At 70.3% G+C, this 8650-nt stretch carries 9 protein-coding genes and 1 pseudogene; 3 read left to right on the plus strand and 7 right to left on the minus strand.

What is annotated here, in order from left to right:
• A pseudogene (locus tag R6V09_RS39345) lies at window positions 1-117 on the plus strand (DUF4439 domain-containing protein); the annotation flags it as partial.
• 51 nt (window positions 118-168) lie between these two features.
• Window positions 169-1059 carry an aminoglycoside phosphotransferase family protein gene (locus R6V09_RS39350; RefSeq protein ID WP_317886276.1) on the plus strand — a complete coding sequence of 297 codons (891 nt, stop codon included), beginning with the start codon at window positions 169-171 and terminating at the stop codon, window positions 1057-1059.
• A 78-nt stretch (window positions 1060-1137) separates the two neighbouring features.
• On the opposite strand, the gene R6V09_RS39355 is transcribed toward R6V09_RS39350, so the two are convergent.
• Genes R6V09_RS39355 through R6V09_RS39370 form a run of 4 tightly spaced genes read right to left on the minus strand, consistent with a single transcriptional unit; the run spans window position 1138 to window position 5244 of the window.
• Window positions 1138-2352 carry a metal-dependent hydrolase family protein gene (locus tag R6V09_RS39355; protein ID WP_317886277.1) on the minus strand — a complete coding sequence of 405 codons (1215 nt, stop codon included), beginning with the start codon at window positions 2350-2352 and terminating at the stop codon, window positions 1138-1140.
• A complete protein-coding gene (locus R6V09_RS39360) occupies window positions 2349-3797 on the minus strand; it encodes a sodium:solute symporter family protein (RefSeq protein WP_317886278.1) in 1449 nt (482 codons plus the stop codon). The genes R6V09_RS39355 and R6V09_RS39360 overlap by 4 nt, the downstream gene beginning before the upstream one ends.
• Window positions 3794-4027: a hypothetical protein gene (locus R6V09_RS39365; protein ID WP_317886279.1), complete on the minus strand. Its 234-nt coding sequence runs from the start codon at window positions 4025-4027 to the stop codon at window positions 3794-3796. The genes R6V09_RS39360 and R6V09_RS39365 overlap by 4 nt, the downstream gene beginning before the upstream one ends.
• Window positions 4027-5244 carry a M20 metallopeptidase family protein gene (locus R6V09_RS39370; protein ID WP_317886280.1) on the minus strand — a complete coding sequence of 406 codons (1218 nt, stop codon included), beginning with the start codon at window positions 5242-5244 and terminating at the stop codon, window positions 4027-4029. Before R6V09_RS39370 ends, R6V09_RS39365 begins: the two co-directional genes overlap by 1 nt.
• 180 nt (window positions 5245-5424) lie before the next feature.
• Between R6V09_RS39370 and R6V09_RS39375 the strand changes: the two genes are divergently transcribed.
• Complete coding sequence (locus tag R6V09_RS39375) at window positions 5425-6429, plus strand: Lrp/AsnC family transcriptional regulator (protein WP_317886281.1); 1005 nt, start codon at window positions 5425-5427, stop codon at window positions 6427-6429.
• A gap of 68 nt (window positions 6430-6497) precedes the next feature.
• Here R6V09_RS39375 and R6V09_RS39380 read toward each other — a convergent pair whose 3' ends face one another.
• From R6V09_RS39380 to R6V09_RS39390, 3 genes are read right to left on the minus strand one after another with little or no spacing between them, the layout of a single operon-like run.
• Window positions 6498-6710, minus strand: coding sequence for a ferredoxin (locus tag R6V09_RS39380; RefSeq protein WP_317886282.1), 213 nt, complete (start codon window positions 6708-6710; stop codon window positions 6498-6500).
• Between the two features lie 2 nt (window positions 6711-6712).
• Entirely contained in the window at window positions 6713-7933 is a 1221-nt protein-coding gene (locus R6V09_RS39385) for an NADH-ubiquinone oxidoreductase-F iron-sulfur binding region domain-containing protein (RefSeq protein ID WP_317886283.1), read from the minus strand.
• Window positions 7930-8511, minus strand: coding sequence for a ferric reductase-like transmembrane domain-containing protein (locus R6V09_RS39390; protein WP_317886284.1), 582 nt, complete (start codon window positions 8509-8511; stop codon window positions 7930-7932). The genes R6V09_RS39385 and R6V09_RS39390 overlap by 4 nt, the downstream gene beginning before the upstream one ends.
• Between the last annotated feature and the right edge of the window lie 139 nt (window positions 8512-8650).

Raw genomic sequence — 8650 nt, forward strand, 5'->3', positions numbered from 1 at the left:
GAGGCGCTGCGGGAAGCGGCGGTCCGGGCGGTGCGCTGGCGCGGCGGGAGCGTACCCTTCCCTGGTCTCGCCGAGCGGGCCGCGACCCCCACGGCCTCGGCGACACCCACGGCGTGATCCGCACGGGGACGCATGACGGCAGGACCGTAGGAAGGGAACAACTCGCGCATGGCTTTCGAACCGCCGCAGCGTCTGGTGAGGGCGCTCGGTGAGACGGCACCGAGCGGTGACGACTGGTTGGAGAAGCTGCCCGAGGTGGCCCAACAGGCCGTTGATCTACGCGGGTTGACCGTCGAACGGGTGCAGGTGCCCGGTGGGCGCAGCAGCCTGGTCGTGCTGGTACGGCGGCCGGACGGGACGCCGGCGGTGCTGAAGCTGGCCCCGCGCCGAGCCCGGCCGGAGAGCGAACGGGCCGCGCTCGCCCACTGGGGCGGCCGGGGGTCCGTACAGCTGGTCGAGGCGGTGGCCGGTGAAGGTGTGCTGGTGCTGGAGCGGTTGCATCCGGATGTGTCGGTGCGGTCGTTGCCGGAGGCGAAGGCGTTGCTGGAGGCGGCGGGGACGTTGCGGCGGCTGTGGGTGGAGCCGCCCGGCGATCACGCGTTCGAGACGGTGACGGAGCGGACGGGGCGGCAGGCCGCGGCTATGCGGGGCAGTGGGGCGGAGGTCGCTTCGCTGGTCTCGGCCGCGTTGGATGCCCGGGACGAGTTGTTGGCCGCGCCGCCCGAGGTGCGGTTGCTGCACGGGACGTTTCGGCAGAGCAAGGTGCTGGCCGGGGATCGGGTGCCGTGGCTTGCCGTGGGGCCGGATCCGGTCGTGGGTGAGTGTGCGTTTGATCTGGCTCGGTTGGTTCGGGATCGGGTTGAGGATCTGATTGCTACGCCCTCGGGGGCTTCTACAACTCGGCGGCGGATTAAGCGACTTGCTGAGTCTTTGGATGTGGATCAGGAGCGGTTGCGGGGGTGGACGTTGTTCCGGGCCGTGGAGTCGGGAGTTCGGGCGCTTCGGGTGGGGCGGCCTCGGGATGCTGAGTTGTTGCTGGAATTTGCTGGGTGGCTTTAGGTCTCGTTTTTGTCTGCGGGTGCGTGGGGGCTGGGCGCGCAGTTCCCCGCGCCCCTAAAAACACTCGGCCCCGTTGTTTCACAGGGCCGCCCGGACTCCGTCCTTCCATACCTCCGTTATGTTGCCGGGCAGCGCCTGTAGGTCGTAGGGATCGCCCTCCACCAGGACCAGGTCTGCTCTGCGGCCCGGTTCTACGGTGCCCAGGTCGTCGTAGCCCAAGAGGCGCGCGGCCGATGATGTGGTCGCCGTCAGGACCTGGGCCGGGGTCATGCCGCACGCCTCCATCAGCGGGAGTTCGTCGAGGTTGGTGCCGTGTGGGCCTATGCCGCTGTCTGTGCCCATGGCTATGCGGACGCCTGCCTCTACTGCTCGGCGTACCGAGTTGGCGTGGGCCTCTGTGACCTCCTGGGCCTTGCGGACCATGGCGTCGGGGATCTGGACCCCGGATTCGGCCGCGCGGATCACCGCCACCGGAGCGATCAGTGTGGGGACGAGCCAGGTGCCGCGTCGCAGCATGAGGTCGATCGCCTCGTCGTCCAGGTGGATGCCGTGTTCGATGGAGCGGACCCCGGCGCGGACTGCGTTCTTGATGCCCTCTGCGCCCTGGGCGTGGGCCATGACGTAGCGGCCCTGGGCGGTCGCCTCGGCGACCAGGATGTCGAGTTCCGCCGGGGTGAACTGGCTGTGCCTGGGGTCGTCGCGCGGGGAGAGGACGCCGCCGGTGGTGCACACCTTGAGGACCTCGGCGCCGGCCCGCAGCAGGGTGCGGGCGGTGCGGCGCATCTCGTCGGGGCCGTCGGCGATCGCGGGCGGGCGGCCCGGGTGCGGTACGGCGAGACCGGCGCACTGGCCCGAGGGCATCCAGTTGTCGCCGTGGCCGCCGGTCTGGCTGATCAGACCGATGGAGATCTGGACGCGGGGGCCCGTCAACAGGCCGTCGTCGACTGCTTGTTTGACGCCCAGGTCTGCGCCTGCCGCGTCGCGGACGGTGGTGATGCCTGTTTCGAGGGTGCGGCGCAGGTTCACCGCCGCCTCGTAAAACTGGTACGAGAACGGCTTCTGCAACGCCCCGAGCAGGCCTATGCCGTTGAGCGTGAGGTGGACGTGGCAGTCGAACAGGCCCGGCAGCAACGTGCGTCCCGTGCAGTCGACTTGGGTGTCGCCGTCCAGGCCCGTTCCGACGGCGACTATGCGGCCGGCGGACACGACCACATCTGCGGGGGCCGGGTCTGCGCCGGTGCCGTCGAAGACGAGGCCGCCCGTGAAGACCGTACGGAGTGCGGAGTTGGTCATGCGGTCACCGCAACTTGCTTGTCCGGTTCGGGAGTTGTGTTGCGGGCCAGGAGGCGTTCGGCGGGTGCCGCGAGGGTGAGGACGACGAGGTTGGCGCCGAGGCCGACCAGGCCCACGTTGACGTTGCCCGCCAGGCCCTTGTCCCAGAACGTCAGCCAGATGACGACCAGTTCACCCACGAACAGCCCGGCCAGGACCGGGACCTTGCCCACCGGGCGGCGGGCCAGGAAGCCCATGGCGATGGCGGGGGCGAGCTGGACGGTGCCGCTGTAGGTGAGCAGCAGCAGGTTGGCCAGCAGTTCCGGGCGGAAGATCGCCAGGAGGAGGGAAAGGCCGCAAGCCGCCACCACCGTGCCGTGGTTGATCCAGAACTGGGTGCGCTCGCCCCGCACTCGGGCGATGTTGCGGGCCACCAGGGACGAGATGCCGATCAGGATGCCCGCGGCCGGTACCATCGCCGTCGCGATGGCCGCGATCACCACCAGGCCCGTCGCCCACGCGGGCAGGACCTGCTTGCTCAGGGTCAGAAGGATGCCGTTCGCCGGGCTGCCCGGCCTGATCACGAGGACGGCGGCGAAGCCGACGATGATGGGCATCAGGAGGCAGAGTTCGTACAGCGGCATCCAGGTGTAGTTGCGGCGCAGGACCTTCGGGTCGCGGGCCGACATCACCGCGGGCCAGGCGTGCGGAAGGCACATCAGGCCGACGCCGATCGCGCTGACCAGCATGCTCGTGGTGAACCAGACCTGGTCGGCGCGGCCGGCGTGGATCGTCAGCATCTCGGGGTGCAGCTTGTCGATGCGGTGGAACATCGCGCCGACACCGCCCGAGAAGTGGGCGGGGATCGCGACGAGGAGCACGGCCAGGACGACCAGCATGACGACGTCCTTGAAGTACGACGTCATCGCGACACCGTGCAGGCCCGCCCACAGGACGAAGGCCACAACCAGCGCGCTGCCGATGATCATGCTCAGGGTGCCGGAGGACGAGTTGCCGGTGACCAGCTGGACTATCAACCCCAGTCCGGTGATCTGGAGTTGGAGGTACGGCAGCACGAAGACGACGCCGAGGACGGCCGCGACCGTGCCGAGCAGTTTGCTGTCGTAGCGGTCCTCCAGGAAGTCGCCCTGGGTGAGGTAGCCGCGCTCCTTTCCGAGCGACCACAGGCGCTTGGCGAGGAAGAACAGCACCATGTAGCCGATGGGGACGTACGGGAGGGCATAGAGGGCTGCTACTCCGCCGCTGAACGCCAGGCCCGCCATGCCGAGGAAGGTGAAGGTGGTGAACACCTCGCCGGCCTGCAGGAACCACATGCTCACCGCGCCGAAGTTGCGTCCGCCGACGGCCCATTCGGACAGGTCGGCGGCGGGCTTGCGGCGGCCGACGAAGCCGAGGACGCCGATCAGCACGATGCCGGTGAACGTCATGATCAGGATGGTCGTCACTTGTCGGTCCCTTCGGCTGCAGCAGTTCCAGTGGCCAACTCGCCTGTCTCACGGGACATCAGACGCTCCGTCAGCAGCAGCGCGGGCGTGCACAGCACGCACCACGCGGCGCCCCACACGAGCATCCGGGGCAGTCCGAACCACAGCCCGTCGGTGTTGACGAACGGCAGGAACGGCATGAGGGCCAGTGCCAGGGCGGGCACCGCGGGGATCAGGTGGTAGGGGCGCACTACGCGGCCTCCTTGGAGAGACCGTCCAGTCGGCGGACGGCGAGTTCGGCGAGCAGGGCGGAGCCGTCGGAGACAACGCTGTCGTCGAAGGCGGCGAGCGGGGAGTGGTTGCCGGGCGCGGTCTCCGGGTCACCGGTGGCGTTGGCGCCCAGGAAGACGAAAGCGCCCGGCACCCGGTCCAGGACCCGGGAGAAGTCCTCCGAGCCGGTGATCGGGTCGGCCAGCGGCTCGAAGCGCTCCTCCCCGAAGGCCTCGCGGACGGTGTCGGCGAGGAAGTCGTGCTCGGCCACGTGGTTGACCGTGACCGGGTACTCGGGGACGAAGTCGACCTCGGCCGTGAGGCCGTGGGCCACCGCGATGCCCTCGCAGAGGCGTACGGCGATCTCGGCGGCGCGTTCGGCGGCGGCCGGGGTGAAGGTGCGTACGGTCGCCTCGAAGACGGCGTCGTCCGGGATGATGTTGCGCCGGGTGCCGGCGTGGAAGGTGCCGACGGTGACCACGACCGGGTCGAAGACGTCGAAGCGCCTGGTCACCATCGTCTGCAGCGCGGTGATCATCTCGCAGGCCACGGCTATCGGGTCCAGCGCGGCGTGTGGGCGGGAGCCGTGCCCGCCGGCTCCCACGACCCGTACGTGCAGACCCGCCGAGGCCGCCATCAGCGTGCCGGGGCGGGAGGTGAAGACGCCGGTGGGGTACGACGACGAGCTGACGTGCAGTCCGTAGGCGGCGTCCACCGGGCGGCCCGCCGCCGCGAGGACACCCTCCTCGACCATGTGGCCGGCGCCGTCCCAGCCCTCCTCCCCGGGCTGGAACATGAACACCACGTCCCCGGCGAGGTGTTCGCGCCGGTCGGCGAGCAGCCGGGCGGCGCCGACGAGTCCGGCGGTGTGCAGGTCGTGGCCGCAGGCGTGCATGGCGCCGTCGATCCGGGAGGTGAAGTCCGCGCCGGTGCGCTCGGTGACGGGCAAACCGTCCATGTCCCCGCGCAGCAGTACGACGGGGCCGCGTCCTGGCTCGCCGCCACCGCCGCGCAGGACTGCCGTCACGGAGGACAGCGACGTGCCCGTGCTGATCTCCAGCGGCAGTCCGTCCAGGGCTGCCAGCACCTTCTCCTGCGTACGCGGCAGGTGCAGGCCTATCTCCGGTTCCTGGTGCAACGCCCGGCGCAGGACGGCCAGTTCGCCCTGGAGCTCACGCGCGTCGTCTCTCAGAGTCATCCCGATCCCCTCATAGGTCACTCCCGCAACTCCAGGACGCTGCCCAGCCCGGCGGGCGCTCGTGCGTCGGGCGCCGTACGGATCGCGCTTCTGGTCGGCAATGATGAGAGGGCGGTGCATCACCGCTGCGAATTTTGGAGAGATCCGCCGTACGAAGGCCGTCAATCCGAGGGATCCGCCATGCTGTCCGAGTCCGACCTCGCGCTGGTCAACGCGCTGCAGCTCCGTCCGCGCGCCCCCTGGTCGCTGATCGGCAGAGCGCTGGGGGTCGGTCCGGTGACGGTGGCCCGGCACTGGGAGCGGCTGGTCGAGCGGCGTGAGGCGTGGCTGACGGCGTATCCGGGCGCGGCGGTTGGGGAACGGCTGGCCTTCGCGTTCGTACAGGTGGACTGTGCGCCGGGCGAGGCGATGCGGGTGGCTCGTACGGTGGCCGGCGATGCGCAACTGACTGCCGTCGACTATGTGGCGGGGCCCTGTGATCTGGTGCTGCATCTGGTGGCGGCGAGTCTGGAGGGGGTGTCTCGGTATGTCGTCGACCGGATCTCCGGGCTGCCGGGGGTGACGGGGACCCGGACGTTGGTGGCGCCGCGGATGTATGCGGAGGGGAGTCGGTGGCAGGTGCGGGCCATCTCGCGTGAGCAGCGGGGGTTGCTGATGTCGGCGGAGCCCTCGTCTGCGGCGGGGATGGCACCGCGGTTCGGGGAGCTGGACCGGGATCTGTTGCTCGCCCTTGGGGAGAACGCCCGTGCCTCGCATGCGGAGTTGGCTTCGCGGCTGGGGGTTGGCGCGAGTACCGTTCGGCGGCATTTGGGGGCGGCGCTCGCGGGTGGGGTGATTCGGTTGCGGTGTGAGATCGCTCGGTCTCTGTCGCCTGCGCCGGTGACGATGTTGTTGTGGTTGCGGGTGCCGCCGGATCAACTGGAGCGGGCGGCGCGAACGTTGGGGCGGTTTCCTGAGGTGCGGATGTGCGCAGCAGTTAGCGGGGCGGCGAATTTGCTGATCGGGGTGTGGTTGCGGTCTCCGGGGGATGCGGTGGGGTTGGAGAGCGAGATGGTGGCGAAGTTGTCCCGGTTGGAGATTGTTGATCGGGCGGTGACTTTGCGGCCGGTGAAGTTGGGTGGGTGTTTGTTGGATGAGCGGGGGCGGATCGAGGGGCGGGTGGCGATGGATTTTTGGGGCGGTTGAGCTCGGGGGTACGTGTCGTTTTCGGGCTGCGGGTTCGTCGTGGCTGGTCGCGCAGTTCCCCGCGCCCCTTAGGGAGTTGCCCCTGTCGTTAGCTTCAAGGCCAGGACTGGACAGTCGGAGGCCGCTCGGCGCGCGCGTTTTATCGTGCGGGGCGGGACCGGTGCCCCGTCCACCAAGGGGTATCCCCACTCGTCCAAAGTGATGTGGTCCGGTAGCAGCTCCGCGCACAGGCCATGTCCCTGGCAGGCCGTCCAGTCGATGTCGAGCTGTTGCTGTTCCATGGTCAGTGGGCCTCATTCGGGATCGGGAGCAAGGGGGTGGGGTCGGTTGCTGTGCACAAACCCCTTGCGTGGGCGTCCAGTTCGGCGGCGAAGGTGGTCAACGCGCTGCGGACCAGGCGGACCGTGCCGTCGGGGTGGTGGCAGGCACCTCTGCCCTCCACCAGGCCGGACCAACGAGCCACGTCCTGGCGGGTGTTGGACTGGGGGCCGGGGGTGGCCAGGGTCTGGAAGGCGGAGGCTATGCGCGGGAGGCCGTTGAGGCAGGGGCCGCACTGGCCGGCCGACTGGAGGGCCAAGTAGCGCAGGACTCGGGCGGTTTCGGCCACTCCGCAGCGGTCGGTGGGGAGAGCGGCCAGGACGCCTGCTCCCAAGTCGGCCGCGTTCAGGGTGCGTTGGGCTGCTTCGGCGGACGGGATCCACGTGCCGTGATAGCCGCCGACCAGTACCGCGGATGTTCCCTGGAGGGGTAGCAGTCTGTTGAGCGGCAGGCCGAACGGGGCTTCCACGACCCGGACTTCGCGGCCCGGCACGTGCAGGGTGCAGAGCGTGCTGCCGGGCTGGGTGGGGGTGCCCGCGCTGCGGAACCAGTCGGCGCCGTAGCGGGCGACCAGGGCGAGGTGGGCCAGGGTCTCCACGTTCTGGACGAGTGTGGGGGCCTTGCGCACCCCGCGTTCACGGACCGGCGGGCGCTGGTGGCGGGGCAGCGGGGCGTTGCCGGAGACGTACTGGGCGAGCGCCGAGGCCTGGCCGGACAAGAAGCGTTTGGGCAGGCGGATGACCTTCACGTTCAGTGGGTCGTTGCGTTGGGCCAGGGCCGATTCCAGGTAGGAGGCGCCGTCCTCGACCGCCAGGTGGGCCTCCCCCGCGCCTACCGCACGGGCCGCCAACTGCAGCCCGTCCAGGACGAGATGGGGTGACAGGCGCAGGAGGGTCTTGTCCTTGCGGCTGGCCGGTTCGCCCTCCGCTCCGTTCGCCACGACCACCGGTGCGCGGCCCGTGCGGCGGCTCGCGTCGGCCACCGCGACCAGCTTGCGGTACGTCGGGAACGCGGCGCCTCCGCGTCCGGTGAGGCCGGATTCGGCGACGGTTCTCAGCAGGCCGTCGGGATCGCCGTACGACAGTGGGCCGTAGCGCTGTTCGTGGGTGGCGAGGTCGGCCGCGGTGCCGCCGGGGGCGAGGAGGCGGGGGGACATGTAGACGTCGGTGAAGGTCGTGGTGGTCATGAGCGGGCTCCTTCGGCGGTGCGGAGCAGGGCTGCGGGGGTGCGGCGGGCGGCGCGGGCGGAGTGGGCCAGGCGGATGCCGAAGGCGGCGACCACCGCGGCCACGCAGGAGACGGTCAGCCAGGTCATCCAGTCGGTGCCGGTGTCCGTGCCGATGCCGATGCCGTGGATCAGGGCGACCGGCCAGGAGGCGTATGCCAGCCAGTGGACGGCCCGCCAGGTGCGGTGGCCGATGCGTTCCCTGAGGAGGCTGGTGACCAGGACCGCGAGCAGCAGGTCCAGGGCGACCGTGCCGAGGCCGAGCCAGAGCGGCTGGTAGTCGGAGACGAAGGGGACGACCGCGTCGAGGACGCTGATGTTCACGTAGCCGTCGATCACCGCCACCGCTATGTGCAGGGCCAGGAAGGCGGTCGCGGAGAGGGAGAGGCTGCGGTGCAGGGTGACCGTGCCGAAGCGGGGCAGGCCGGGGAGCCGGGTGCGCAGGCGGACCGCGATGCCGAGCAGGACCACGACCGTGAAGAGGACGAGGCAGACGGCGCCGGTGGCGCGGTTGGCGTACCAGAGGGTTTCGGAGCTCATGCCGCGGCCACCTGGGATGTGGGCCAACCCGGGGTCGTGACGACTGTGCCGTCCTGCGCCACCAGACGCGCGGGCAGGCCGAGTCGCGTCAGCCAGCGCTCCGCGCCCGCCCCCTTGACCATGGCCGCCGTGCTCGCCG

The sequence above is a fragment of the Streptomyces sp. W16 genome (assembly GCF_033194735.1).
GTDB lineage: Bacteria > Actinomycetota > Actinomycetes > Streptomycetales > Streptomycetaceae > Streptomyces.